The organism is Burkholderia sp. SIMBA_062, from assembly GCF_046534765.1.
Lineage (GTDB): Bacteria > Pseudomonadota > Gammaproteobacteria > Burkholderiales > Burkholderiaceae > Burkholderia > Burkholderia ambifaria.
Genome location: NZ_JAWRYD010000012.1, coordinates 38,184 through 62,531 on the forward strand (window position 1 = coordinate 38,184; position 24,348 = coordinate 62,531).

The 24,348-nt window shown below is 65.9% G+C and carries 21 protein-coding genes; 15 read left to right on the forward strand and 6 right to left on the reverse strand.

Annotated features, from left to right (window positions below; all coding sequences use genetic code 11):
- Genes SB786_RS15185 through SB786_RS15215 form a run of 7 tightly spaced genes read left to right on the forward strand, consistent with a single transcriptional unit; the run spans nucleotide 1 to nucleotide 9,640 of the window.
- Nucleotides 1-2,253 carry a polysaccharide biosynthesis tyrosine autokinase gene (locus SB786_RS15185; RefSeq protein ID WP_410728136.1) on the forward strand — a complete coding sequence of 751 codons (2,253 nt, stop codon included), beginning with the start codon at nucleotides 1-3 and terminating at the stop codon, nucleotides 2,251-2,253.
- Complete coding sequence (locus SB786_RS15190; protein WP_410728137.1) at nucleotides 2,250-3,308, forward strand: glycosyltransferase family 4 protein; 1,059 nt, start codon at nucleotides 2,250-2,252, stop codon at nucleotides 3,306-3,308. The genes SB786_RS15185 and SB786_RS15190 overlap by 4 nt, the downstream gene beginning before the upstream one ends.
- Nucleotides 3,295-4,389 carry a polysaccharide pyruvyl transferase family protein gene (locus SB786_RS15195; RefSeq protein ID WP_410728138.1) on the forward strand — a complete coding sequence of 365 codons (1,095 nt, stop codon included), beginning with the start codon at nucleotides 3,295-3,297 and terminating at the stop codon, nucleotides 4,387-4,389. The genes SB786_RS15190 and SB786_RS15195 overlap by 14 nt, the downstream gene beginning before the upstream one ends.
- Nucleotides 4,349-5,524: a glycosyltransferase gene (locus SB786_RS15200; RefSeq protein WP_410728139.1), complete on the forward strand. Its 1,176-nt coding sequence runs from the start codon at nucleotides 4,349-4,351 to the stop codon at nucleotides 5,522-5,524. The genes SB786_RS15195 and SB786_RS15200 overlap by 41 nt, the downstream gene beginning before the upstream one ends.
- The gene (locus SB786_RS15205) at nucleotides 5,512-6,801 is read left to right on the forward strand and encodes a hypothetical protein (RefSeq protein ID WP_410728140.1); all 1,290 of its coding nucleotides are present in this window, start codon (nucleotides 5,512-5,514) and stop codon (nucleotides 6,799-6,801) included. The genes SB786_RS15200 and SB786_RS15205 overlap by 13 nt, the downstream gene beginning before the upstream one ends.
- Nucleotides 6,798-8,165, forward strand: a complete 1,368-nt coding sequence (locus SB786_RS15210) for a glycoside hydrolase family 71 protein (RefSeq protein WP_410728141.1) — start codon at nucleotides 6,798-6,800, stop codon at nucleotides 8,163-8,165. The genes SB786_RS15205 and SB786_RS15210 overlap by 4 nt, the downstream gene beginning before the upstream one ends.
- The gene (locus tag SB786_RS15215; protein ID WP_410728142.1) at nucleotides 8,162-9,640 is read left to right on the forward strand and encodes a hypothetical protein; all 1,479 of its coding nucleotides are present in this window, start codon (nucleotides 8,162-8,164) and stop codon (nucleotides 9,638-9,640) included. The genes SB786_RS15210 and SB786_RS15215 overlap by 4 nt, the downstream gene beginning before the upstream one ends.
- 175 nt (nucleotides 9,641-9,815) lie before the next feature.
- Here the strand turns inward: SB786_RS15215 and SB786_RS15220 are convergent, their stop codons facing one another.
- Nucleotides 9,816-10,220 carry a peptide ABC transporter ATPase gene (locus tag SB786_RS15220; RefSeq protein ID WP_410728143.1) on the reverse strand — a complete coding sequence of 135 codons (405 nt, stop codon included), beginning with the start codon at nucleotides 10,218-10,220 and terminating at the stop codon, nucleotides 9,816-9,818.
- 819 nt (nucleotides 10,221-11,039) lie between these two features.
- Here SB786_RS15220 and SB786_RS15225 point away from each other — a divergent pair.
- Complete coding sequence (locus SB786_RS15225; protein WP_410728144.1) at nucleotides 11,040-11,777, forward strand: fucose-binding lectin II; 738 nt, start codon at nucleotides 11,040-11,042, stop codon at nucleotides 11,775-11,777.
- Nucleotides 11,778-11,891: 114 nt separating this feature from the next.
- Here SB786_RS15225 and SB786_RS15230 read toward each other — a convergent pair whose 3' ends face one another.
- Complete coding sequence (locus tag SB786_RS15230; protein ID WP_410728145.1) at nucleotides 11,892-13,247, reverse strand: M23 family metallopeptidase; 1,356 nt, start codon at nucleotides 13,245-13,247, stop codon at nucleotides 11,892-11,894.
- A gap of 328 nt (nucleotides 13,248-13,575) precedes the next feature.
- Here SB786_RS15230 and SB786_RS15235 point away from each other — a divergent pair, with 328 nt between their 5' ends.
- The gene (locus SB786_RS15235; RefSeq protein WP_410728146.1) at nucleotides 13,576-14,454 is read left to right on the forward strand and encodes a mechanosensitive ion channel family protein; all 879 of its coding nucleotides are present in this window, start codon (nucleotides 13,576-13,578) and stop codon (nucleotides 14,452-14,454) included.
- A 130-nt stretch (nucleotides 14,455-14,584) separates the two neighbouring features.
- Here SB786_RS15235 and SB786_RS15240 read toward each other — a convergent pair whose 3' ends face one another.
- A complete protein-coding gene (locus SB786_RS15240) occupies nucleotides 14,585-15,622 on the reverse strand; it encodes a histone deacetylase family protein (RefSeq protein WP_410728147.1) in 1,038 nt (345 codons plus the stop codon).
- A 125-nt stretch (nucleotides 15,623-15,747) separates the two neighbouring features.
- On the opposite strand from SB786_RS15240, the gene SB786_RS15245 reads away from it, so the two are divergent.
- Nucleotides 15,748-16,236: an Lrp/AsnC family transcriptional regulator gene (locus tag SB786_RS15245; RefSeq protein ID WP_410728148.1), complete on the forward strand. Its 489-nt coding sequence runs from the start codon at nucleotides 15,748-15,750 to the stop codon at nucleotides 16,234-16,236.
- A gap of 86 nt (nucleotides 16,237-16,322) precedes the next feature.
- Here SB786_RS15245 and SB786_RS15250 read toward each other — a convergent pair whose 3' ends face one another.
- The gene (locus SB786_RS15250; protein ID WP_410728149.1) at nucleotides 16,323-17,375 is read right to left on the reverse strand and encodes an RNA-guided endonuclease InsQ/TnpB family protein; all 1,053 of its coding nucleotides are present in this window, start codon (nucleotides 17,373-17,375) and stop codon (nucleotides 16,323-16,325) included.
- 119 nt (nucleotides 17,376-17,494) lie between these two features.
- Between SB786_RS15250 and SB786_RS15255 the strand changes: the two genes are divergently transcribed.
- The 4 genes from SB786_RS15255 (at nucleotide 17,495) to dbpA (ending at nucleotide 21,944) form a co-directional block, all read left to right on the forward strand.
- Nucleotides 17,495-17,800, forward strand: coding sequence for a hypothetical protein (locus SB786_RS15255; protein WP_410728150.1), 306 nt, complete (start codon nucleotides 17,495-17,497; stop codon nucleotides 17,798-17,800).
- Between the two features lie 502 nt (nucleotides 17,801-18,302).
- The gene (mqo, locus tag SB786_RS15260) at nucleotides 18,303-19,985 is read left to right on the forward strand and encodes a malate dehydrogenase (quinone) (RefSeq protein WP_410728151.1); all 1,683 of its coding nucleotides are present in this window, start codon (nucleotides 18,303-18,305) and stop codon (nucleotides 19,983-19,985) included.
- Nucleotides 19,986-20,355: 370 nt separating this feature from the next.
- Nucleotides 20,356-20,553 (forward strand): hypothetical protein, encoded by a 198-nt coding sequence (locus SB786_RS15265; RefSeq protein WP_040140903.1) that lies wholly within the window; start codon nucleotides 20,356-20,358, stop codon nucleotides 20,551-20,553.
- Nucleotides 20,550-21,944 carry an ATP-dependent RNA helicase DbpA gene (gene dbpA / locus SB786_RS15270; RefSeq protein ID WP_410728152.1) on the forward strand — a complete coding sequence of 465 codons (1,395 nt, stop codon included), beginning with the start codon at nucleotides 20,550-20,552 and terminating at the stop codon, nucleotides 21,942-21,944. The genes SB786_RS15265 and dbpA overlap by 4 nt, the downstream gene beginning before the upstream one ends.
- 40 nt (nucleotides 21,945-21,984) lie before the next feature.
- On the opposite strand, the gene SB786_RS15275 is transcribed toward dbpA, so the two are convergent.
- Complete coding sequence (locus tag SB786_RS15275; protein ID WP_410728153.1) at nucleotides 21,985-22,809, reverse strand: phosphate/phosphite/phosphonate ABC transporter substrate-binding protein; 825 nt, start codon at nucleotides 22,807-22,809, stop codon at nucleotides 21,985-21,987.
- Nucleotides 22,810-22,900: 91 nt separating this feature from the next.
- The gene (locus tag SB786_RS15280) at nucleotides 22,901-23,104 is read right to left on the reverse strand and encodes a hypothetical protein (RefSeq protein WP_410728154.1); all 204 of its coding nucleotides are present in this window, start codon (nucleotides 23,102-23,104) and stop codon (nucleotides 22,901-22,903) included.
- Nucleotides 23,105-23,118: 14 nt separating this feature from the next.
- Between SB786_RS15280 and SB786_RS15285 the strand changes: the two genes are divergently transcribed.
- Nucleotides 23,119-24,144: a fatty acid desaturase gene (locus SB786_RS15285; protein ID WP_410728155.1), complete on the forward strand. Its 1,026-nt coding sequence runs from the start codon at nucleotides 23,119-23,121 to the stop codon at nucleotides 24,142-24,144.
- The last annotated feature ends 204 nt before the right edge of the window (nucleotides 24,145-24,348 follow it).

Sequence of the window (24,348 nt, forward strand, 5' to 3'; positions counted from 1 at the left end):
ATGAACAAAGCACCGAACCCGTTACCCGAAGCAGACCTGGGCGACGAGCCGGAACTCGTGCGGTATGTCGATCTGCTGCTGACGAACCGTTGGCTCGTGGCCGGCATCGCGGCGGCCGTGTTTGCCCTGGGCGCGGCGTATGCGTTGCTCGCGCGCCCGATCTACACGTCGAATCTGCTGATTCAGGTCGAAGACGGCACGGGGGCGGCCGACTCCCTGCTCGGTAGCGTGTCGTCGCTCTTCGACGGCAAGATCCAGGCGGCGGCCGAGATCGAGATTCTCCGGTCGAGAATGGTCGTCGGCCATGCCGTCAAGAACCTGCGCCTGTATATCGACGCGACGCCGAAGCGCTTCCCGTTGATCGGCAAGGCGATCGCCGCGCGCGCACACGGCCTGTCCCGGCCCGGGTTGTTCGGGTTCGGCGGATACGGCTGGGGTACCGAGTCGATCGATATCGGCACGTTCGACGTTCCGAAAACCTTCGAGGGCGACCTGTTCGAACTGACGGCACTCCCCGACGGCCGGTTCCGGCTGGAAAACGACGATCTCGACCAGCCGATCGAAGGCGCGCTCGGGCACCTCGTCGAATCGACGCAGGCCGGCGGCACGTTCCGAATCCGTGTCGATGCACTCCATGCACGGCCGGGCGCGGTGTTCCGGGTGGAACGTCACTCCGAACTGAAGACGCTCCAGCGGTTGCAGAAACACCTGAGCGTGTCGGAGATTCGCAAGCAGAGCAACGTCATCAACGTGTCGCTGAAGGGTGAAGACCCCGACACGGTGGCGAACATCCTGAATACGATCGGCACCGCGTACGTCGCCCAGAACGTCAAGCGGAAATCGGCCGAGGCGGAGAAGTCCCTCGCGTTCCTCGAAGGCGTCGCGCCGCAACTGAAACAGAACCTGGAGCAGGCCGAAGCGAAATTCAACGCGATGCGGCGCAAGCGCGGCACGTTCGACCTCGGCATCGAGGCGCAGGCCTACCTGCAGGACAGCATCGCAACCCAGGCGACGCTGCTGGCGTTGCAGCAGAAGCGCGCGGAGGCGTCGGCCCGGTTCGCGGCCGGCCATCCTGAGATGCAGGCGCTCGATCGTCAGATCGATGGCGCGAAACAGAAGATCGACGGGCTGTCGTCGCGCCTGCGCGCGTTCCCCGATATCGAACAGGACGAACTCCGGCTTCGACGCGACGTCGAAGTCGGCAACGAAATGTACGTCGGGGTGCTGAACAATATCCAGCAGCTCAGGCTGGTGTCGGCGGGCAAGGTCGGCAACGTTCGCGAAGTGGACAACGCGCCCGTCCCGGAAGAGCCGGTCGAACCGCGCAAGGCGTTGATTCTCGCGCTGTCAGCGATTCTCGGCGTGATGCTGGGCGTCACGGCGGCGGTCGCGCGCGAAGCGCTGTTCGGCGGTGTGAAGAACGCCGACGACATCGAGCGCCGCACCGGATTGACCGTCTACGGCACGATCCCCGATTCGCCGATGCAGCGGACCGCCGCCGCATCGGCCGCGCGGCGCCGGTCGATCCCGTCGCTGCTGGCCAACCAGAGCCCGTACGACGGCGCCATCGAGAGCCTGAGAAGCCTGCGCACGGCCCTCGGCCTGGCCCTGCTCGACGCGGACAACAACCGTGTACTGCTGACAGGCCCGAGCCCCGGTGTCGGCAAGTCCTTCGTGTCGGCCAACCTGGCGGCCGTGATGGCTGCCGCCGGTCATCGCATACTGCTGATCGATGCGGACATGCGGCGCGGTCACTTGCACGATTCGTTCGGGGTGCCGAGCACACCCGGGCTATCGGACCTGCTGACGGGCCGCGTCTCGTTGCAAGACGCCACGCGACGCGGCGTCTCGAAGGGGTTGGACTTCATCCCGACGGGCGTCGCGTCGCAATCCACATCGGAGCTGCTGCTGGGTGAATCGACGACCCGGTTGCTCGACGAGATGAGCGCCGCCTACGACGTCGTGATCATCGACACGCCGCCCGTACTCGCGGTGTCGGACGCCAGCATTCTGGCGCCGCACTGCGCAACGATCTTCCTCGTGAGCCGCGCGAGACAAACGACGATCGACGAGATCGCCGAATCGGCGAAGCAGCTGAACAGGATTTCGTCGGGCTTGCTCGGCGTCCTCTTCAACGGCATCAATACGCGTGCATTCAGCTATCGCACCCGATACGGCGCGTATCGATATGCGCCGTACGGCACGACCGAAGCGAGCGACGCGCCCGCAACGCGCGAGCGGGAGACATCATGAAGATCGTTCACGTCGTGGAAACCTGGGTGGGCGGTATCGCCACCTACGTCGGCGCGCTGGCCCGCGAGCAGATCGCGATGGGCAATGAAGTCCTGCTGATTTGCGATCCCGACAAGATGACCGGCACGACCGGCGTCGAAGGGCTGACGCTGATCGGATACCGGTCGAGCCGGCATCCGGCGCGCATCGCCAGGGTCGCGCGCGAGATCCGGGCGTTGCTGAAGGCCATCGGCCCCGACGTGATCCATTGCCACAGCACGTTCCCCGGCGTGTACGTGCGCCTGCTCCGGCATCGACACGCGAAGGTCCTGTACACGCCGCACGCGTGGGCCTTCCTGAAGAAGGACGTCAACCCCGTGACGCGGCTGGGCTATGCGCTGACCGAGCGCCTGCTGGCGACTCGATGCGACCGGATCGTCTGCATGTCGCTGGACGAGTTGCGAGCGGCACGCAAGTACCGGCTGCCGATGTCGAAGGTCGACCTCGTCTACACGGGCATTGCCGGCGACGAGGCCACGACCGCCCTCGATCGTCCGGCCGGCAGCTCGACGATACGCGTCGGCTATTTCGGCCGCCTCGATTACCAGAAGGGTTTCGACGTCGTACTCGACGCGGTGCCGGCGCTGAAGCCGGACATCGAGATCAACGTGTACGGCATGGCGGTGCGCGGCGGCGTCACGGAGCGGGCCGGCGACGATCGGATCGTCTACCACGGCTGGGTCGATGCAGCCGCGACGAAGAGCGCCATGCAGGCGATGGACGTCGTGATCGTGCCGTCCCGCTGGGAAGGGCTGGCACTCGTGCCGATCGAGGCGATGCGCGCCGGCAAGGTGCTCGTCGTCTCCGGCGAAAGCTCGCTGCCCGAGCAGGTGATCCATGGCTACAACGGGATCATCCTCACCGAGCTCACCGGGCAATGCCTCGCCGACAACCTCAACCGCCTGACGGTCGACAAATGCCGGCGCATGGGTGAGAACGCCCGGCACGTGTTCGACCAGACCTTCAGGCAGGAACATTTCCTGAAATCGCTGATGCGGATCTATGAACAAGCCTGACGTTTATCTGTTGCACGCATACAGCTCGCGAAACAGCGGCGACGGCCTGCTGGTCAAGTTGAGCCTGAAGGCGATCCGCGCCGCCGGCATCGACGGCGTCGTCACGATCGTCTGCCTCGATCCGGCATCGTTCCGCGGCTATCTCGACGACGCGAACATCCGCCTCTGGTCGCTGGCCCGTTTCTGCATCGAATCAGTGCGCCGCTTCGGCCGCGCGAGGCCGGCGCTGTTCTTCGGCGTGGGCGGCGGTTACCTGCGCGCGTCCAGCGGCATGGAAGGCTGGAAATCGCTCGTCGCGCACGGCAGCCAACTGGCCTGCACGGCGTTGCGGCGCTCGAAGCGATCGATCTATCTGCCGCAGAGCATCGGTCCGCTGAAGTCGCTGCCGGGCACGCTGCTGGCCGCGTTGGTCCGGCGTTGCGTGGACGTGGTGTTCCTGCGCGACGGCCAGAGCGTCGAGGAGCTGGCACACCCGCACGGCATTCGCACGGGGGACCTCGTCGTGCTCGAGATCGGCAGGACACCGCGCAGCCAGCCGGACCCGGAACGCCGTGCCGAACACGCCCGCCCGATCCGGTTCGTGTTCCGCGACCTGAAGGGCAAACCGTATCGCGACGACTACGTCGCCCGTCTGCGTTGCGTCGCGAAGCTGCTGCCGGACGCGGGTTTCGCGCTGCAAAGCAGCGGGCGCGGAAACGGCGACGACACGTTCTATCGCGATGCGTTCGACGTCGGGCAGGTCGACGATCTGGCGACGCTCGTCGCGCGCGAGCGCCCGGTGGTCGTCTCCGTCCGGCTGCACGGCAGCCTCGAAAGCGTGCTGGCCGGCGTGCCGAGCATTCATATCGCGTACGAGCGCAAAGGCCACGCCGCGTACGACGACCTCGGCCTGTCGCGCTACGTGGTGCACGCCAGCGACTTCGACGCGGACCGCGTCGCCGCGCTGGCTCGCGAGCTTGCACACGACGACAGCACGTACTGGCGGGCGCTGCGCACGGCAGACGCGACGCGCTACAACGAGATGGTCGAAAGGATTCGTCATGAAATCGAGCAGTTCAATCACCTTTGTGATGGACGGTAATTTTTCGCGCGTGGGCGACGAAATCTACAGTCCTCATATGGGCCACGAGAAGTTCGCGAGCCGATTCACGCCGCATTTCGACGCGGTGCGGATCGTCGCCCGCGCGTTTCCGAAAGCCCGGCCGATCGGCTCCGTCGTCACCGGGCTGCGCACGTCGTTCGTCGACCTTGGCGCCATTCGCGGCCGCCGCTGGCTGACTGGCTTGCCGCGTACGGCGGTACGGCTGTACCGCGTCATCCGGAGCGCGCAAACACTGATGATCCGCTTTCCGGGCAATGTGGCAACGCTCGCACTGCTGCTGTGCTGGATCACGAGAAAGCCGTTCTCGGCCGAGATCGTCGCCGATCCGGAGGATTACTTCAGCAAGGATGCGTCCACCCATCCGTTGCGCGGTGTCGCGAAATGGATCCATTGCAGCTCGACCGCGCTCGCCGCGCGGCGCGCGCAAAGCGTGCGATACGTGACGGAAACCTATTTGCAGGCGAAGTATCCGGCGCGCTCGCGCGTCGATTCGTTCGGCTTCAGCGACGCCTTCCTGCCGAACGGGCTCTTCGCGGCGCGCGATCCCGACGCGCTCGCGCGGCCCGGCTCATTGCGGCTGATCAACGTTTCGATGATGCACAACCGGAGCAAGGGGCACGTGGCGCTGCTCGAAGCCGTGTCGCGCCTGAAGCGCAAGAACGTGCCCGTCGTGCTGACGCTCGTCGGCGACGGTGCGTTGCGCCGGGAACTGGAAGCGCTGGCTCATACGCTCGGCATCGCAAACGTCGTCGTCTTCCGCGGACAGGTATCGTCGGAGACGGCGTGCGCGACCGTCGCCGAACACGATCTGTTCGTGCTGCCTTCGCTTCAGGAAGGGATGCCGCGCGCGATGCTGGAAGCGATGGCGGTCGGCACGCCCGTGCTCGGAACCGGCGTGGGCGGAATACCGGAAGTGCTGCCCGCGTGCGACTTGATCCGGGCCGGCTCGGTCGACGCGATCGTGGGTGCAGTCGAGGCGGTCGCTCGCGACCGCGCGCAGCTCGTCGACATGCGCATCAGGCAGCAGGCGAAAGCCGCTGCATTTTCCCATTCGGCGCTGCAGGCAAAATACGACGCGTACTGCCGTTACCTGGTCGAGCGATGCGCCGCCTGAACACCGACTTGATCCACGTCGTCGCCAGCACCGGCTTGCCGGCCCTGGTGAATTTCGTCGTGGCGGCACTGGCGCTGCATCTCCTCGACCCCGTGCTCGTCGGTCGCTCGTATGCGTTGCTGGCCCTGTTCTACGTCGCCATCGACGCCTTCAACTTCGGGGCCGCGCGCATCTATACGATCGATCGCATCCGGGCACGGTTTCCGAACCTGCTTCGGCTCGACTGCGTCAGCGCATTCGGTTCGACCGTGCTGTTCTGTCTGGCTTGCGCGCTGCTGGGCCGAACCGGCTCGATCGCGTTGCCGAACTGGACCGCCATGCTCGTCCTCGCGCCCGTTTGTTACGGGCTGTCGCACTTTGCGCTCGGATTCTTCCGGGTGACCAGGCGCAATGGTGTCGTGCTGGTCGTCTCGACGATCTCGGCGCTGTCGCGCCTGGCTGTCATCGCGGTGCTCGCCGAATACCACGGCTTGCGCAGCCATCTTCCCGATCTGCTGTTGCTGGTCGAGGCCGCGTATGGCGCGCTGCTGCTGGCTGCCTACCTGTGGGTGACGCGCGGCAGCACGGCCGGTCCGGAACCGAGCCGATATCCGCCCACCGTGCGCGGCGGGCTGGCTTGGTATCGCGACTTTATCGCGCAGGCGCGCGGCGAAATGCTGAGCAGCTGGTATGCGAACGCGGTGCTGTCCGGTGCCAAGCACCTCGATGTGCTGATCGTTTCCGCCGTGGCCGGGCCGGCCGGCGCCGCGCTGTATCGCGTCGCCAAAGGCTTCAACAACCTGGCCTTCAATTTCGGACAATCGGTTTCGCTGGCGATCAGCGGAAACGGCGGGCGGGCGCTTCGATTGATCGGCGGGGCCGGGTTCGCGCGCATGCTTGCGGCGAGCCTGTTGGCGGGGCTGGTCGTTCTGGCCGCCGCATCGTATGCATTGCTGGAGATACGGCTGTTTCCGGTGCATTCGCTCGGGAGCCGGGCCAGTCAGTTTGCGTTCGTGTTCGCCGTGCTGCTGGGCGCCTGCCTCGTGTTTCTCTGCAGGATCCTGTCGCTGTGGCTGTATGCGCGGAGCCGGCGCGCGTTCGTGAAGATGGCGTCGTTCGAGGCTGTCCTCACGCTCGCGCTGGTCGCGGCACTCGGCTGGACGTTCGGCGCCTATGGCGCAATTTGCGGCGTCGGCGCGGCGGCGTTCGTCATCCTGTCGTGGTCGTGTGTTCTGCTGACGCGTCACGCCACGCCTGCCGCGCCGCTTCCGGCGAATGCCGGGCGGGAGCAGTCATGAAACGACGATCCTTCATCACGACGACGGTCGCGACCGCGCTGGCCCCTGGCGGGCTGCTTCGCGCGCGTCCCCGCGAGACAAGCGATGCGCGGGGCACTTGCCGGGTTTTCGCCCATTACATGGTGGCCTGGCCGAGAGGCGGAAAGGCGGCCGGCTCCGAACAATATGCGCAGGAAATGCGTGACGCGATGGCGGCCGGCATCGACGGCTTCGCACTGAATTGCGGCGGGTGGAACGCTTCCGAGCCGTACTACAAGCGGCGGGTCGAGACGATCTACGACGCAGCCGACCGGTTCGACGGGGCGTTCAGGTTGTTCGTGTCCGCCGACGGCAACGCCCAGGACGAACTCGCAGACATCATCCGGACGGTTCGCGGACGCCGTGCGCAGTTGACGGTCGACGGACGCCCCGTGCTGTCCGCATACGCGCTGGGCGGGCGGCATGGCACCGGCGCACGATCGCTGATCGAGACCGCCAGACGCCTCGGCGCGTATTTTGTCCCGCATCTGTCTCCGAGCACCGGAGAACGGGAAATCGACGCAAACGTGGCAGCCGAGATCGTCGGGAAAATCCGTTCCGCGGACGGCTATTTCTATTTCGGTGCGGCGGGCGCACCGTCGCTGCTGGCCCGCTCCACGCGCGCACTGGCTCCCGCGTTGCGCAACGCCGGCAAGGTCTTCATGGCGCCGGTGACGCCGTACTACCGGGGTTTGCCGCAAGGCACGAACTATCGCGCGTTCGAGACGCGCGGGTTCGCCGGCATGGCGGAGGAATGGCGCGCGGCGATCGAGTCCCGCGCGACCTGGGTGCAGATCGTGACCTGGAACGACTGGGCGGAATCGACGTATGTCGCGCCGACCGGAGGAGCCCGGCAGGCCTGCGTGTATGACGCACGCTTCGGCCCGATCCTGAACCACGAAGGCTATCTGCGCGCGTCGCGTCATTACATCCGCTGGTTCAAGACGGGCAGCGAACCGCCGATCGTCCGCGACGAGCTGTTCTTTTTCTATCGTCCGGGCCTGGCGGGGCAACGCGCAGCTGCCGCCGATGGCCGCTCGGCATCGACATACGGGTCGCCGCGCATGCCGCACGGGCCACTGGTCGATCGCATTTGCGTGTGTGTATTCCTGACCGCCCCCGCCTTGCTGACGATCGGCCAGCACGCCCGCGCCGACCGCCGGTCGCTACCGACCGGAATTTCGTTCGTCGATGTCCCGAGCACGCCCGGGCTGCCGACATTCTCGATCGTTCGCAACGAACGGGTCGTGCTCGAGTGTGCGGGCGAGCTGGCGGTGACAGAATCGGACGGCGGCAGCCAGTACGGCTACTACAGCGGTTGGGCGATCGAAGGACAATCTCGATGAATTCCTTGCGTTCGAACCTCGAGGTGCGCCGGAAAGGCGGCAACCGGCACATGGTGTGGACGACGGTCGTCGTCGGCGCGCTTGCCGCGATCGTCGCGACGCTGCTGATTACCCAGCGCATGCATGGCGTGCTGCTGCTACTGAACGTCGCGCTGTTGCTGGCGATCGCCGGCATTCGTCCGAGAACCCCGACCGTACGCTGGTTCCGGATCTTTCTGTTCTTCATTCTCGGCGTGTTCCCGCTGTGGCAACTGCTGGCGGGAGACGAGATCTATCTGCGACTGTTGCCGCAAGATGATCCGGCCGTCGCGCTCTGGTATTTCTTGAGCCTCGCCGGCGTGCTGATCGTCAAGCTGACGCTCGACCTCAACGCAAGCCGCCTCGGCAACGCCGGATTGCCATTCGAGCCCGGCATGCGCGTCAGCAGCCTCGCCTATCTGTTCGCGCTGCTGTCCCTCGGTGCGCTCGCGTACATCTACGTCAAGCTGGGCGGTTACGCACGAATCGTCGAGCTATACGACACGCGCGTCGAGCAAACCGGCACCGACAACGATCCGTTTCGCGGTTTGGGGGTCATTCAGGCGCTGGCGAACACGTCGCCGCTGTGGGTATTCGTCTGCCTCATGATGCGACGCCGCCGCAGCGTCGTGCTGACGGCTGTGGCGTTCGTTCAGCTCGGCGTGCTGGGCTGGCTCTCTTCGGGCATCGCCGGGAGTCGCCAGGGTGTCGTCTTCGTGCTGGTGTTCGCACTGTTCATCCATCACAGCTTCATCGCGCGAATCAGTCCGCGCACGATCAGGATCGCCGGTACCGGCGTGGCGCTGACCAGCCTGCTGTTGATGCCGTTGAAATTCGGCCTCGGCTACGACGATATCGCGAATCTGTCGCAGCGGTTTGCCGAACAGCGCGATCTCGAGTTGGGCATGGGGCCGGTCAGCGTGTTCCTGTTTCGAGACCTGTCGCGCTTTGACGTGCAGGCGCTGGCGATCGATACGGTCACGCAACCTACCTATGCGTATCCGATGGGGCGAAGCTTCGTCGGTGCGATCGCGTCGATCGTTCCAAGTGCGCTGTGGGGTGATCGGCCCGACACGTTTGCGCTGGAAAAATCCGAGATCATGCGCGATTTCGAGCGCACCGCGCTCGACAAGACAACCCTGTTGTTCGGCATGCCGGGGGAATTCCTGGTGAACTTCGGCATCGCGGGATTCGTTTTGGCGTTTGCGATCCCCGCCATTCTGCTTGTCGTGCAAAACAACACGGGAATCCGCTCCCGCAGATGGCTGCCGCTGCGGGCCGTGATGTGGCCGCTGCCGTTCCTGTTCTTTCTGTTCGACTCGAACGTCATGGTGTACTACACGGTGCGATGGATCCTGCTATTCGGCTTGCCGATGGCGTTCGTGCTCAGGCACCCGCGACGATCGCGCCGCGATGCGTACGATTCATGCACGCATGGCGCGCAGGTTCGGGACTAGTCTCGCCGATCGGCCATCCGGCCTTGCCGAACCGCATGCTCCGCGGCGCCTTGGCGGCGACACCGACCGCGTCGGACCTCCGGGCGAACGGCAGGCGGTGGCGCCATAGGCGGCCACCGACACGCTCGCGCCGCCGAGCCGAGGACGATCCGGCGCGCGGCGCATGCCGTTGATCTCAAGGCCGCGACAACACCATCACCCGCCCCGACACCCGTTGCAGCTTCAGCCACCCGGTATCGGCCGTAAACCGAAGCTGCTGCAACGGAAAATCGAACCCCGCCTTTTGCGCCGCGCTGACCACCGCGTCGGCGATCCAGCGGATCAGTTCCTTTCCTTCGTCGGTGGTCTGGTGACCGTTCTGGACACCATAGAAATAGCGATTCCCGGCGTTGACTTCGTTCTGCAGCTGCATCCAGTGTCCCGGCAGGCCCGGCAGCGTTCTGAACAGGTCGGCCACGCGCTGCGTCGTCAGGCCGCGCGCCCACAGTGCGCCATTCACCGCAGGCCGCGCCAGGTTGTGACGGTCTGCTTCCTGGGCCTGCTCCTTGATGTCGCCTTTCAGAATTTCGGGTTTCGTCATCGCACTGTCCTGGTGAGGGCCCGGCAACGGGCCGGTTGAATCAAAAAAGCCGCCGAACATCGGGCGCGCGCGTTGCGTGCACGATACCGCTAATCTCGAAATTGATCGCCTGTCAGGTATGTCAGGCCAGCGCGTTGCGATATCGCGCGCAAGAATCAGCCTCGTCCGATAGGCCCCGCGCCTGCCGGTCGATATGCTTTCGGGGTGCGGTGCCGGTGGAGTGTCTTGTTCAAGTTCGGAGTGAGCAGTCATCGAGCTTCACCGGCGCCGCACACCCCTCCCGTTGCGATCCGGCTTCGGCGTGGGTGTTCGGTGGTGGCCGGTGGGCGCGGCCACGACAGGGAAAGACGATGTTGAAACAATACGCTGCCATATGCGAACGCCGAGCGCCTGCTCCGAAGCCGGATCCTTCCTCCATTCCCGCCTGCGCCGCCCGTTATTCAGAAACTCGCGACATGCATCGATATTATTTCGCGATTATGTCGATCGACAGTCAATCGAATTCACGCCATTAAATCGAACCGTTTCATCTTTCGATTTTCTGAACAATTTCCATTCCCGGCCGAATATTTTTTTATTTATTTTTTCGCCATGCTGGCCGAACCGTGTTTAAAACAGCAAACGTTTGCGCGACACGGTGAAGCGCCTTACCGATCGATCGCCGGGCTGACCCCGCGATAGCGCCGGGGCCATCCACACATTGCGAATCGATTCATTCGAGCAGTCATTTGCAGTCCCACGCTGTACTCCGTGCGCGACAACGGCGGGATCCACTCGCCGGCCGCGCGACGCGAGCCTTATCATCGAGACGAGGACGACATGTCACAACCGTTTACCCATGACGATTTGTACGCACTGCTGCAACTCGCCGGCAACGATGCAACCGCCGTACAGGCGAACGGCGACCAGGCGGTGCTCGACCGGATGCGCCAGTTCATGACCACGCAACTCGTGGAAAAGCTGCCGCAATACGATGTGTTCGTCGACATCGCGACCATCCCGTACAGCTTCGACGTCGGCAGCTGGCAGAACAAGGTGAAGGCCGATGCGGCGGGGCAGGTGGTCGCCTGCACGGTCACGTGGGCCGGCGCGCCCGGCGTGCTGCCGGGGGCCGCGGCAAAGTTCGGCGTCGGCGCGGTGGTCAATTACTTCTCGAAAGCGACGCCGCAACCGCAGCCCGCGCAGCCGGGGACGACGACCGGCGGCGGCGAACGCGACGGCATCTTCAATCTGCCGCCGAACATCGCGTTCGGCGTGACGGCGCTGGTCAATTCGGCCGCGCAGCAGATGATCGAAGTCTATGTCGACGACAACCCGAAGCCGGCCGCGACGTTCCAGGGCGCGGGCACGCAGGACGCGAACCTGAACACGCAGATCGTGAACTCGGGCAAAGGGAAGGTGCGCGTGGTGGTGACGGCGAACGGCAAACCCTCGAAGATCGGTTCGCGTCAGGTCGATATCTTCAAGAAGACCTACTTCGGGCTCGTCGGGTCGGAAGACGGAACGGACGGCGATTACAACGACGGCATCGCGATCCTGAACTGGCCGCTCGGCTAAGCAGCCGCATCCTTGCCAACCATCGCCACGCCGCCCGGCGTGGCGGTTTGCTTTGGTACGCCGCGCCGATGTGCGCGCCGCCGCCAACGGCGGCGATGGGCCCGAGCTCGACGGTCAGCCGTCGTTCGGTGCGCCTGACTGCGACATCGCGAGCGGCGGCGCCAACGTGGCCGCGGCCAGCTGCGTGCGCGCTGCATGGGCCACGCGGTTGAACGCCACCCGCTGCTCGCCCTTCAGTTTCGCCGCCCTCGCCGCCTGCACCAGTTCGATCGGATCCACGAGGCGGGCATGTCGCCGCACCTCGAAGTGCAGATGCGGGCCGGTGGCGGTGCCTGTGCTGCCGACGGCGCCGACACGCTGCCCGCGCACGACCCGCGCGCCGGTTCGCAACGTCGGCTCGAACGCCGACAGGTGCGCATAGTACGACGCATAGCCGCCGTCGTGCCGAATCACCACGTACTTGCCGTAGCCACCCGGCTCGGAGCCGATGAAAGACACGACCCCACGCTCCGACGCGTGGACGGCACGGCCCGTCGGCGCGGCCAGATCCACACCGGAATGGACATGACGCACGCCGGTGACCGGATGCACGCGCGCGCCGAATCGCGAGCTGATTCGCGTCGCGTTGACCGGCATCGCGAACCGCGCGCCGGCGAGCGGCATGCCGTCGAGATCGTAGTACGCGCCTGGCGAGCCGGCCTGCGGCGCGAACCACACGGCCGCGACGCGCTGGCCGCGAAAGCGGATGTCGAGCGCCGTCACGCGCACGCGGCCCGGCCGGGTCGCGCTGTCGTCCGGTTCGAAGGCGACGCGGAAGGTATCGCCAATCGCGCCGCGCTGCGTCGCATCGATCCGGCCGGCCAGCATGCGCGCGATCTGTCCGGCGACGCCGGCCGGCAGATCGGCACGCGCGAGCGACGCGCGCAGGCTGCCGGTGATTGTGCCGGCTCGCGTGCCGCGCTCCTGCTCCGCGAGCACGAACGGCTCGGCGGACGCCAGATCGACAGGACGCGCGTCGGATGCCGGCCGAGTGGCGATTGCCGGAAGCGGCGACGCAAAACCGTAGGCGAAGCGGGCTGCGTAAACGCGCTCGATCGCATCGCGTGCCGCATCGCAGAGGACAACGTACGGCGCACATGCACCGGTACGCATCGCGAACGTGACCGAAGTGCTCGTCGCACGCGGCTCCAGCGCGACACGCGGCACGGCGGTCGATGCCAGCAAGCCGCCCCAGATGGTCCGGGCGGAACTGAAAAAAGGCACGTCGACAAGGTCCGCTGCTTGCGCAGCCACGGGCGAAAGCGGCATGGCGTCGGAAGACGCCCACGCCACCGCACCCTGCACGCCGGCAAGCCATGCCGCAGCAACGACACCGCGCATCAGCGCGCGGCGAATCGGAAAACGGATGGCGCCGCAGCGCGCGGGCCGACCTTGTTCGCGTGCGAGACGTAAACACAGGTCAAGCCGCATTGCGTCGTCACTCGCTATCAATGAAAAAGGGGGGGAAACCGGGTGTCGCGGAGGAACGATCATCGCGATCCGGTAGCCTGGAAGCGAGTGTATCGGCACGGCCAACATAGCCAAATAGGACAAGTCCGATTTGTTTGAATACTCTCTTAGTACACGAACCAAATCGCGATTTCACGGCGCTGACGCGTGAGTGTCGGCCCCCATGGATTCGCGCGAAATAACCCTGGCGTGTACAGTCGAGGGCGGCCGACGCGCGAGCGGATGCCCGCCCAACCACGGCGGACGACGCCCCTCGTCGCGTCTTCTGTCCTCAAACCGGAACCCCGTCATGTTTCTCGATCATCTTCATCCGGAACGCTGGACGTTCCTGTGGAACGCGTTGTCCGCGCTGTCGCTCCGGCTCTGCGCCGCCCTCGCGCTACTCGTCGCGGGCTGGTGGCTGTCGAAGCGCATCGGCAACTGGCTGAGCCGGCTGCTGGCGAACAAGGAGCGCGTCGACGACACGCTGCGGCCGATCCTCTGCGACGTCGCCGTGTGGGGCATCCGCATCGTCGCGATCGTCGGTGCGCTTTCACAGCTCGGCATCGAAACCGCGAGCATCGTCGCGGTGCTCGGCGCGGCCGGCCTCGCGATCGGGCTCGCGCTGCAAGGCACGATGCAGAACATCGCGGCCGGCATCATGCTGTTGCTGCTGCGGCCGTTCAAGGTGGGCGACTACATCGACGGCGGCACGGGTGTCGCGGGGACGGTGGACGAGGTCGGGCTCTTCATGACGCGGCTGACGAAGCCGGACGGCATCTGCGAATACGTGCCGAACAGCGCGCTGTGGGGCAGCTCGATCCGCAACTACACGCGCAATCCGACCCGCCGTCTCGATCTCGAAGTGGAAGTGTCCGTGCACGACGACATCGATCGTGCGCTCGATGCGCTGCGGGCGCTTGCCGAAGCCGATCCCGACGTGCTGAAGGATCCCGCGCCGGATGTGATGGTGATGCGCTTCGACGACAGCACGGCGGTCGCGAACATGCGCGTGTGGACGCACACGGACAAGTTCTGGGCGATGCGCTGGCGCCTCGCGCGCCAGGTGCGCAAGACGCTCGCCGACGCGGACTGCGCGCTGCCGATCCGCACGCGCGAGCTGCACATCGTGCACGACGTCGAACGGCAGCCGCAGCAGCTCGAGCCGCGCCGCGTCCAGGCGTCGTGACACGTCCGGACGCACGGCCGCGCATGTCGTCGTGTTCCGATGTCGATTCATGTTCGCCTCCTTCGTTGACGCGCTTCGTTCGTGATTGGATCGTCGTTCATCAAAGGCAATCAAAGGCAAAGCGATACGGTCATGCGCGCCCTTCGAAACCGAGCAGCACGTTCACCGCGTTGATACCGATTTCCTCGACCATGTAGCCGCCTTCCATCACGAACAGCGTCGGCAGGTTCAGGCGCGCGAGCGCTTCGCCGACGCGCAGGTAGTCGGGCGAGCGCAGGCGGAAATGACTGATCGGGTCGTGCTCGAACGTGTCGACGCCGAGCGACACGACGAGCAGGTCGGGCGCATGCGCGGCGATCGCGGCGGCCGCGTGGTCGAGCGCTGCCGCGTAGGTGTCCCACTGCGTGCCCTTCGGCAGCGGCAGGTTCAGGTTGAAGCCGTCGCCCGCACCGCTGCCGCGCTCGTTCGCGTAGCCGGAGAAGTACGGATACGACACCGGCGGCTCGCCGTGGATCGACGCGAACAGCACGTCCGCGCGGTCGTAGAAGATGTCCTGCGTGCCGTTGCCGTGGTGGAAGTCGACGTCGAGCACCGCGACGCGCGACGCGCCGCTCGCGATGCCGTGCTGCGCGGCGATCGCCGCGTTGTTCAGGTAGCAGTAGCCGCCCATGTACTCGCGGCCCGCATGGTGGCCGGGCGGGCGGCACAGCGCGAACGCCGCGCGCGCGCCGCCGTTCGATAGCAGGTCGGCGCCGGTGAGGGCCGAGTTCGCGCTCGCGCTCACCGCGTCCCACGTGCCGGCGTTGATCGGCGCGCCGGCGTCCATCGCGAAGAAGCCGAGCTTGCCGTCGATGAAGTCGGGCAGCGTCACCGCCGACGGCATCGCGCGCACCGGCCACACGAGCGGCAGCGCCTGGCAGGTGCGGCCGGTCGCGGTCCATTCGTCCCACGCGCCGGCGAGGAATTCGACATAGCGCGCGCTGTGCGCGCCGGCATAGCACGCGCGGTCGAACGCGCGCGGCGCGATCACGTCGCCGAGGCCGGCCGCGCGCACCTGCGCGAGCACCGTCTCGGCGCGCAGGGGGTTCTCGAACGACTCGGTGATCGCGCCGTCCTTCAGTTCGACGCCGCGATGCAGATGGTGATCGCTGCTGTAGACCGTGAGCATGGTTGACCGTTGCAATGAAGGCTGTGAGGGGTGAAAACAGTCTATTGATGCCGGCCGGCAATAACTTTGCTTTCCACCCCGTCGTTTCGTACAATTTTGAGAAAACCGCCTACGGAGACCCGGTAATGAGCAAAAATCGCGCTTCGGTGGAACTGGACGGCGTCGACCGCGCGATGCTCCGGCTGCTGCAGGAAGACGGCGCGCTGTCGAACGCGACGCTCGGCGAGAAGCTGTCGCTGAGCGTCACGCCGTGCTGGCGCCGCCGCAAGCGGCTCGAGGACGAGCACGTGATCACCGGCTACCAGGCGAACTTCGACCGGCGCGCGCTCGGCATGAACGTATTCGCGTTCGTGCAGGTCACGTTCAACATGCATTCGGATCAGGATCCGGATCACTTCGAGGATGTGATGCGGCGTCACGACGAAGTAACGTCGTGCCACAAGATCACCGGCGCGGCCGACTACATCCTGCAGGTCGTCGCGGCCGATCTCGACGCGTACGCGGAATTCGTCGAACGCGTGTTGAGGAAGCAGGCCGGCGTGTCGTCGATTCAATCGAGCCTCGCGCTGCGCGAGGTCAAGTTCTCGTCGCGCGTGCCGGTGCCGGATGCGTGATCGTTCGTGTCGTCATGCGCCCGCGCACGGGCATCCGCTGTCGGTCGTCACTTCATGGAGCGCTACCCTTTGACGTCCTCACCCGCCTAAAGGCAGGTGATTCCCACACCTGGCGATGCACGTCCGCATCGGAGAATGTTCAGCGCAGCGTTGGTATCTCGATCATGCTCGACACCACATTCACTACAGGCCCACTCTCTTACTCGCAGTCCCGCGATACCTTTCGGCCGCGTCGTGCTGTCTTTCGATCCACACGACGAACAGGACTGGGTAGAACCGCTTTCGTCGACTTCCTCGAACGTGGCCCCGTGCGCCATCGCCTTGTAACGGAGCTTGTTTCGGAAGGACGACCAGGATGCGTCGTAGACGCTCTTCGCCATCCTGGTTCCTGCGAGCTTCGTGGCCGACACGTTGCCGACCGCGAGGTAATCGAAACGCCGCACCAGATCGAGCGCGAGCTTGTGCTGAAAATCGGCACGGGCATTCGCGACCTTCGCGTGCAACTTCGCGATATGCCGCTTGTGCTTTCGCGCCCGTTGAGCTTTCGCCAGTTTCTCCGCCGCGCGTCGGCCGAATCGGTCATTGGGCAGCTTCTCGCCGGTCGAAAGTGTGGCGAAGTCTTTCAGGCCGAGATCGATGCCAACACCGGAATGGATCGGGCGGGCCTGAACATCCGGCATCTCAATCGCGATGTTGAGAAACCAGTTGCCCCGCGCATCCTGCGCAAAGTTGGTCCCGTCCTTGATCTTGCCTTCGGGAAGCGGTCGGCTGTTGAACACACGAAACGTGTTGCCGGCGAAACGGAACGCGTCACCCTCGCGCTTCAGGTCACGCCCCTTCAGCGGCACCCAGCCCAGCGATTTCCTGCCGCGATAGCGCAGGTAGGGCCGACGGTGCTGACTGCGCGACTTCGCGTATTGCTCGCACGTCGCGTTGATCGTGCCGGAGTGGATGCCGAGTTCCTTGCTGCTCCCCGTCGTCAGCACGTTCAGATCGAATCCCGTCGGCCATTTCTTGCTCCACTTGAGCGCGTGCTTCTGCGTGTCATTGCAGAAGTTCCAGACGTAGTTCACCGCACGGCTCTGCTTGTTGAGCAGTCCGTTGAGCGACTTCACGCGATAGCGGTAGACAAGAATCATGCCGGCGATCCTAACCCGTGGAAGAAGCTGCCTGTCAACAGCACTCCTTTCCTTCCCGCCACTCGCCCCGAAGGAAGTCCCATTGGGGGAAATGGCGGGGTTTCTCGGAGCAAATTCTGATGAAACGTCTTCTACCTTCCGCCTCGCTTGCCGCAACGATCGCCTGCGCACTCGCCCTGAGCGCCTGTGCGGCGCAATCCTCCGCGCCGGCCGCTTCGTCGACGCCCGCGCAACCCACCACGCCGGCCGCCCCGCCGATGGTCGGCGGCGATCGCGACGCGCACGGCTGCATTGGCTCGGCCGGCTATTCGTGGTGCGAACAGACCCAGCAATGCGAGCGCCCGTGGGAACTCGCGAAGCAGAAGGGTTTCGCGAATTCGGCACAAGCGTACGAGCAGTTTTGCCACAACACTTTCGCGAAGTGACGTGACGTGACGTGACCTGACCTGACCTGCCGTAAAGCGATCATGTCACGGCGCGATGCCGCGACATGACGCGCCCGCATTCCATCCCGCTCCCGCTCGGTTATCCACATCTTTTCCGGTTCCGGCGACCGTCGTTCCGGAATCCCGGACACGCAAAAAACCCCACAAAAACAAGGGCATTTTTCGTTTGTGACACAGCAAACGAGTTCGGTTACATTACGCGCCCCTTGCCATACCGCCCCCGCAAAACGCGTCGCGCGCGGCCTCTTTCCACGCAGCCCGAAGCGCCTTCCGCGCAGGCTTGCCGCGAGGGCCCCGGCGCGTTGCGCGCCATCGCGACGCACGCATTTGCCTGACTGCGACAAGCCGGTCCGAAGGCGTCCTTCGCGACGGCTGCGCGTGCGCAAATGCAACGGCGAACACGGTCGATCCGGAATTCCGGATTCGCGGTCCGGATCTCCGGATGCGCGAGCCGGTTGCGATTCGGCATCGGCCGGGCGGCATGGCAAACCGATGCATTCAAGTTGAAGAGGGATCTGTTGTGATCAAAACGTTACGGGTAATACTGTCGGCGCTCGCGCTGTGCGTCGCCGCGTCGTCTGCGCACGCCGCCGATACGAAGAAGGTCGACGTCCTGCTGGTGGGCGGCGGCATCATGAGCTCGACGCTCGGGGTCTGGCTGCACGAGCTCCAGCCCGACTGGTCGATGACGATGGTCGAGCGCCTCGACGGCGTCGCGCTGGAAAGCTCGAACGGCTGGAACAACGCGGGCACCGGCCACTCGGCGCTCGCCGAGCTGAACTACACGCCGGAGAAGGCCGACGGCAAGATCGACATCTCGAAGGCGATCGAGATCAACGAGTCGTTCCAGATCTCGCGCCAGTTCTGGGCCTGGCAGGTGCGCCAGGGTGTGCTGAAGAACCCGCATTCGTTCATCAACTCGACGCCGCACATGAGCTTCGTGTGGGGCGACGACAACATCCGCTTTCTGAAAAAGCGCTACGACGCGCTGCAGGCGAGCCCGCTGTTCCGCGGGATGCAGTATTCGGAAGACTACGATCAGATCAGGCAGTGGGTGCCGCTGATGATGGAAGGCCGCGACCGCTCGCAGAAGGTCGCCGCCACCTGGACGCCGATCGGCACCGACGTGAACTTCGGCGAGATCACGCGCCAGTTCGTCGGCTACCTGAAGACGCAGCCGAACTTCACGCTGTCGCTGTCAAGCGAAGTGCGCGAGATCTCGCGCAACACGGACGGCACGTGGCACGTGTCGTGGGTCAAGCTGCACTCGGATGAACCGCCGCAGGCCGTCGACGCGAAGTTCGTGTTCATCGGCGCGGGCGGCGGTGCGCTGCACCTGCTGCAGGCATCGGGCATCCCCGAGGCGAAGGACTACGGCGCGTTCCCGGTTGGCGGCTCGTTCCTCGTGACCGACAACCCCGAGGTCGTGAAGCGGCACCTCGCGAAGGCGTACGGCAAGGCGTCGGTCGGCTCGCCGCCGATGTCGGTGCCACACCTCGACACGCGAATCATCGACGGCAAGAAGATCATTCTGTTCGGGCCGTTCGCGACGTTCTCGACCAAGTTCCTGAAGAACGGCTCGTACTTCGACCTCGCGAAGAGCACCAACCTGCACAACGTCGCGCCGATGATGCGCGTGGGCGTCGACGAATTTCCGCTCGTCGAGTACCTGGCCGGCCAGCTGATGCTGTCCGACGACGACCGTTTCAACGCGCTGAAGGCATATTTCCCCGACGCGAAGAAGGAAGACTGGCGCCTGTGGCAGGCCGGTCAGCGCGTGCAGATCATCAAGCGCGACCCGAAGAAGGGTGGCGTGCTGAAGCTCGGCACCGAGATCGTCAGCGCGCAGGACGGCAGCATCGCGGGCCTGCTCGGCGCATCGCCGGGCGCGTCGACGGCCGCGCCGATCATGCTGAGCCTGATGCAGAAGGTGTTCAAGGACAAGGTCGCGACGCCCGAATGGCAGCAGAAGATCCGCCAGATCGTGCCGAGCTACGGCACGAAGCTGAACGACAGCCCGGCGAAGGTCGTCGAGGAATGGACCTATACGAGCGACGTGCTGCAGTTGTCGCCGCCGCCGAAGATCGACCTGACGACGCCGTCGCAGGCGACGGGCGCGGCCCCGGCGCGCCCCGCGAAGGCATCGGCCGACATGGCGCTGTAACGCGTCCGGCCCCGTTTCGTCGCATCGCACGGCCGCCCTTCGGGGCGGCCGTTTTACATGGCCGATGCGGGGGAGGCCGCGCGCACCGGCCGGCGGCGTCCTTGCCGGTTGCCCACGGCCGGCCGGGCCGCTGCCGATAGACCGCTACCGGTCGTCCGCTATCGCCCCTCCGCTACCGGCCGTCCGCTACCGCCCCTCCGCATCCGCTAGAATTGCGGGCACGCGCGACGCTGTCGCCCCCGATCCACCATCCGCATCGACGCGGTCCACGCGACCGCCGGTGCGGCCCGCGCCCGAGCCGCGCGAGCGCCGCACCCCGTTGCCGCGCCCGCCGGGCGCATCACCAACCGAATTCAGCTGGAGAATGACCGTGTTTACCTGCAGAAACCAGAGCTGCGGCACGCAGTGGGAGACGTCCGACGTCGTGATCAAGGACGAAGGCCAGGGGCTGCTGTTCCGCTGCCCGCTGTGCGGCGCGCGCAACTATCTCGAGCGCTTCGAAGACGACGAAGGCAACGTCGTCTACGAGCAGATGGAAGGCCGTCCCTATCTCGGAGACCTGTCTTGACCCAGCCGACCACGCCCTTCAGCGCGTTGCCGCTGACGCCCGCCGCGCTCGCGAACCTCACGCAGCTCGGCTACGTCGACATGACCCCGATCCAGGCCGCGAGCCTGCCGATCGCGCTGGCCGGCCATGACCTGATCGCGCAGGCGAAGACGGGCAGCGGCAAGACCGCCGCGTTCTCGCTCGCGCTGCTGGCGCGCCTCGACACGCGCCGCTTCGACGTGCAGGCGATGGTCCTGTGCCCGACGCGCGAGCTCGCCGACCAGGTCGCGCAGGAAGTGCGCCGCCTCGCGCGCGCCGAGGAAAACGTGAAAGTGCTGACGCTGTGCGGCGGCACGCCGATGCGCCCGCAGGCGCAGAGCCTCGAACACGGCGCGCACATCGTCGTCGGCACGCCCGGCCGCATCATGGATCACCTCGAGCGCGGCAACCTGAAGCTCGACGCACTGAACACGCTCGTGCTCGACGAAGCCGACCGGATGCTCGATATGGGCTTCTTCGACGACATCGCGAAAGTCGCGCGGATGTGCCCGACGACGCGCCAGACGCTGCTGTTCTCGGCGACCTATCCGGACGGCATCGCGAAGCTGAGCCAGCAGTTCCTGCGCAACCCGAAGGAAGTGAAGCTCGAGGAGCGCCACGACAACAGCAAGATCCGCCAGCGCTTCTACGAAGTGACGGAAACCGAACGTCTGCACGCCGTCGGCCAGCTGCTGAACCACTACCGGCCGGTGAGCACGATCGCGTTCTGCAATACCAAGCAGCAATGCCGGGACCTGCTCGACGTGCTGCACGCGCAGGGCTTCCACGCGCTCGCGCTGCACGGCGAGCTCGAACAGCGCGAGCGCGACCAGGTGCTGATCCAGTTCGCGAACCGCAGCTGCTCGGTGCTGGTCGCCACCGACGTCGCCGCGCGCGGGCTCGACATCGCGCAGCTCGAGGCGGTGATCAACGTCGACGTGACGCCCGACCCCGAGGTGCACGTGCACCGCATCGGCCGCACCGGCCGCGCGGATCAGGAAGGCTGGGCGCTGAGCCTCGCCAGCATGGACGAGATGGGTCGCGTGGGCGCGATCGAGCAGGCGCTGAAGCGCGAAGTCGAATGGCATCCGCTCGCGGAACTGAAGCCGGCCGGCAACGACACGCTGCTGCCGCCGATGGAAACGCTGCAGATCCTCGGCGGGCGCAAGGACAAGATCCGCCCGGGCGACGTGCTCGGCGCGCTGACCGGCGATGCCGGGTTCGACGGCAAGCAGATCGGCAAGATCAACGTGACCGAGTTCTCGACTTATGTCGCGATCGAGCGCGGCGTCGCGCACGACGCGCTGCGCAAGCTCAATGCGGGGAAGATCAAGGGCAAGCGGGTCAAGGTCCGGTTGATGGACGAGGAGTGATCTCGAGCGGCGCGCCTGTCACGGCAGCCGCGCCGCCGCATCACGCCAGCTCGGGATACCCGTGCGCGGCCGCGTCCCGCGCGAACCGGGCAATCGTGTCGTACGCGCCCGGCGGCAGGCGCTCGAATCCCTTCAGCCGCAGCACGTTTGCCCGCTCCGGATCCGCCGCGACCGCGTGATCGAGCGCGTCCCGCAACGCCTCCACCAGCCCCCATTTCAGCGCCTTCGACGCGATCAACGGCAACCCCGGCGCCGACGCCGTCATGCCGATGATCCGGATCTCGTTCAACAGCTCGGGCAGCGCATCGCGCACGTACGCGAACGTCACGCAGTCGATCGCCGCGCAATCGGCGGCGCCGGCCGCCAATGCGCGCAGCACGTTCAGATGCGAGCCGAACGACACGACCGAACCGAAGAAACGTCCGTCATGCGCATGCGGGGCGACCGCATGCCGGAACGCGTTCATCCCGCTGTGCGAATCCTCGCCGTTGAATGCGGCCCGCAATCCGCGACACGCAGCCAGCGTCGTCGCACCGCCCGCATGCACGCGCGCCGACACGACGAGCACGCTGCCGTAGCGCGCGCCGTCGCAGCCGGGCGCATCGAAGGCCGGTGTCGCGATCAGGTGCACGGCATCGCGCAAACCGAGCATCCGGTACGGATAGCCGCACGTCTGCGACAACAGCAGGTCGTTGCGCCGCCACAGCGCGTGCAGATCGCCGAACGGTTCATCCAGCAGCACGACGCCGGCAGGCCCGCCGGTGCGCGCGAATGCGTCGAGCGCATCACGCAGCAATGCGCGCCACAGTGCGGCGTGACGCGGCGTCACGTTGTACATCGGCAGTCCGGCGATCCATTGGCTCATGCGCGCATTCTACGCATCGAAGGCGCCCGGGAGAAAGCCGGTTTTGCCCACATTTCCGCAAGGTTCGGCAGCCGGCGGAGGCTGCCAATGCTTATCGGTCGCGCACCGATAAGCAAATGCGAATTGCTTGGTTTGCCTGACGATGCAGCCCGGTTAGCGTTCCATTGTCGCAACGCGGTCGCATGCCGCTGTAGCGGTCGACCGCGCGCCGTGACGCCTGTCGGCCAATCGCATCGCGCCCCGCACCACCGGCGCGCTCGTCCGCTTCCCGTATCGCCTGCACGATCAGTTTCATCCCGCCTCAGCACCATGGCCGAATACTTCGACGTCGACCACGCGCGCGCGATCGCCACGCTCGACGCCCGCTTCACCGCCCGCACCGAGTGGCCGACCTGGCTGCTGGTCGTCGCGATCTACGGCGGCTGGCTCGCCGTGCTGCTGCTCGTGCGCGCCGAACGCCTGCCGCTCGCGGCCGCGACACCGCCGCTGATCCTGCTCGGCGCGTGGCACATGTCGCTGCAGCACGAGTTGCTGCACGGCCATCCGACGCGCTCCGCGTTCGTGAACCGGCTGCTCGGCTATCCACCGCTGACGATCTGGTATCCGTACACGCTGTACCGCGACACGCACCTCGATCATCACCGCGACGAGGACCTGACCGTGCCGGGCGTCGACCCCGAAACGAACTACGTGTCGCGCGAGCAGTGGGCACGGCAGCCGCGCTGGCGTCGCGCACTGACGGTTGCGCGCACCACCTTCGTCGGACGTCTCGTGTTCGGGCCGCCGATGAGCGTCGTCGCGATGTTCGCCGACACGTTGGGCGCATTCCGGCGCGGCGACTTCCGCTATCTGCGGATGTGGATCACGCACGCCGCCTGCGTGGCCGCGCTGCTCGCATGGTTGCAATGGGAGATCGGCGTGCCATGGTGGTACTACCTGCTGGCGGTCACGTGGCCCGCGCTGTCGATCGCGATGATCCGTTCGCTGTTCGAGCACCGTGCCGCGCGACATCCGAAGGCGCGCATCGTGATCAACGAAGCCGGCTTCGCGATGCGGCTGCTTTACCTGAACAACAACTATCACCTCGTACATCACGACCTGCCGAAGCTGCCGTGGTACGACCTGCCGCGCGCGTACCGGATGCGGCGCGACGCGTATGCGGAAAAATGCGGCGGCTTCGTGATTCGCGGCGGGTATCGCGAACTGCTGGCGCGCCATGCATGGACGCCGACCGACACGCCCGTGCATCCGTTCGACCACGGCACGGCGTCGCTGTCGACCGGCAGCGGCGCGAAGGTGGCCTCGGTCGACGGCTTTCTTCAGATCAGCACGTGATGCTCGAGCGGGCCGCGCTGCGTCGTGACGCCGCCCGAGTCGACCGCGCATCCGCAAGGCCATCCCACCACCTCGCATTCCTTACGAACAACCGACAATCTCGACTTTCATCGGCGAATTGCCAATTCCATCGGCAATGCCCAGAATGACGGCTCGTCCGGGGCTTCCAACAATCATTCGCCCCGGCTCAGCCTTCCGGCCGCG